Consider the following 2,105-nt stretch of genomic DNA (forward strand, 5'->3'; position numbering starts at 1 on the left):
ACAACGTAGGTGCCTCCCCTATTCGCGAAGCATTGGTTCAGCTATCGTGGAGCAAATACGTCAAACTCGAGCCGCAAAAAGGCTGCTGGGTTGCACCAGTGTGTAAGCATGAGTTGAATGACTTGTATGAAAGCCTACGGATGACGGCTTCATTTCTATTGAAAAAGGCGATCATGACAGGCGATGAGAACTGGGAACTGGACGTCCTAACTTCATACCACAAACTATCTCGAGTGAATCTCGACCAAGGCTTTTGCTGGAGAGAATGGGAAGAACGCCACTATCACTTTCTTGAGGCGTTGCTTGAGGGGGCGAACTCGCACAATTTGTTTACCTTCTTCCGAGATATTTTAAACCAGATCAAGCGTTACCATTACTTTGCTATGCAAGTGCTAGGAACGAACAATCAAGGTCACTGTAATATCGATGAACAAGAGATGATCATGAAGTTGTCGCTGTCTAAAAATAGTGACGATGCAGTGCAGTTTCTGGATCGTTATTTGTTGAAGTCGTTGCAATGTGTCGAAACCGCCATCGACAACCCGCTATAAACGTCACGCCAAATCAACTCGCTTATTAACGAAAAATCGGGTATATCCCGATTTTTTCTTTTTGGTATAAACGGTTCTCTCGCTCATGTGAACTAAGCAATATCATCAATGCTATGACACAAAGAAACGCAGTTTCTACCAGCGCTTTTGGATTCATACAGCGCGATATCTGCGCACTTATAGCTTCGAGTTCGATCGGCAGTGAGGTCACTATAACCCGCACTGACGGTAACGGTCATATTGCTTCGCAGCTGAACCGCGACTCGCAAACGATTGAGCACCACTTCGGCCTCTTTGACTGTGGTATGAGGCATGATCACCGCAAACTCCTCACCACCAACACGAGAAACAAAATCCGTAGTGCGTACTTCACGCAGTAACGTTTCTGCGACGCTACAAATGACTTTATCCCCTTCATCGTGACCGCGTTCATCGTTAATGCGCTTAAAGTGGTCAATATCAAACAAAGCCAAACACGTCGTCGGTGTATCAGGATAACGTTCTACAATATTCGCGTAGTGGGTTAATTGTTCTTCAAACTTTCTGCGGTTCCACAGTCCAGTCAAACCGTCTTTCTCACTTAAGTTGCGCAGCTGCTCTTCCAACGCTTTACGTTCAGAAATATCCACCAGCGAAGTGATGTAATAGCTGATTTTACCGGACTTTGTTAAGTTCGCTTGGATACGCATGATCGCCGTAAACACATGATTCAATTGGGTACGGCAGCGTACTTCGCCTTCCCAAACATTCTCGCGCCCTAACTTATTCCAAATGTTTAGCGTCTCTTCGAGGTCTTCAGGAAGCAAAATCAGGCTATGGGCATTTGAGCCTTTCACTTGTTCGGTAGAATAACCCATCATGTTTTCAAACTCTTGGTTGACCATGATGATGCGAAGCGATGCGTCAGAAATCATGACGGCGGTCATACCATCGAGTGCGGCACGGGCTAACTTCGATTCCACACTATGACGACGGTAATGCAGTGCCAACGCGGTAATTGGCAAAGTGAAAACCAGCACAAGACTTAATACAAACAAGGATTCTTGAATAAGGTCATTGATGTCGCGCGTCGCTCTTTTTGACAACTGCTCATTCGAGAGGTCGATGATGAGATGCAAAGGCTCGTTGGAGACAAACTTAATCGAGCTAAACGCAATCAAATGTTCACCGTTATAAGAGTACCCCGCTTGCTCAGATACTACTCGCGGCCATATATCTGGATACATATTCGAGAAATTAAACTGAGAACGCTCAGGAATAATATCGCCATACAAGCGCGACTCGTCAGGACTCGCGATGTAAAAGCCTTTGTGCTTAACCAACTCGATATGGAAATCTCGCACTGGTGAATAGTTGAGAAGGGATGACAGATACTCGATATCGACATTCAACACTAAGTAACCCTGTCGAACGTCATTCACTGAAATGGGCATCAAAATGCGTAGTGACGGACTTAGCGGATAAACCAATTCACCTTTGTCCCTTTCAAGTTCAATCCCCCAAGCTGAGATTTGCTCGTTATCCAAACTCTGCGCGTATTTAAAATACTCTCGC

General features: G+C 45.3%; 2 protein-coding genes. One reads left to right on the top strand and one right to left on the bottom strand.

The features are described 5' to 3' along the window. Positions 1 to 551: FCD domain-containing protein (locus tag R7E00_RS22535; protein WP_318124482.1), on the top strand; the 551-nt coding region annotated here is incomplete at its 5' end. 92 nt (positions 552 to 643) lie between these two features. Here the strand turns inward: R7E00_RS22535 and R7E00_RS22540 are convergent. Next, positions 644 to 2,105 (bottom strand): diguanylate cyclase (locus R7E00_RS22540; RefSeq protein ID WP_318124483.1); only part of this gene is annotated, 1,462 nt, incomplete at its 5' end.

The sequence above is a fragment of the Vibrio sp. Vb1755 genome, from assembly GCF_033338635.1.
Lineage (GTDB): Bacteria > Pseudomonadota > Gammaproteobacteria > Enterobacterales > Vibrionaceae > Vibrio > Vibrio alginolyticus.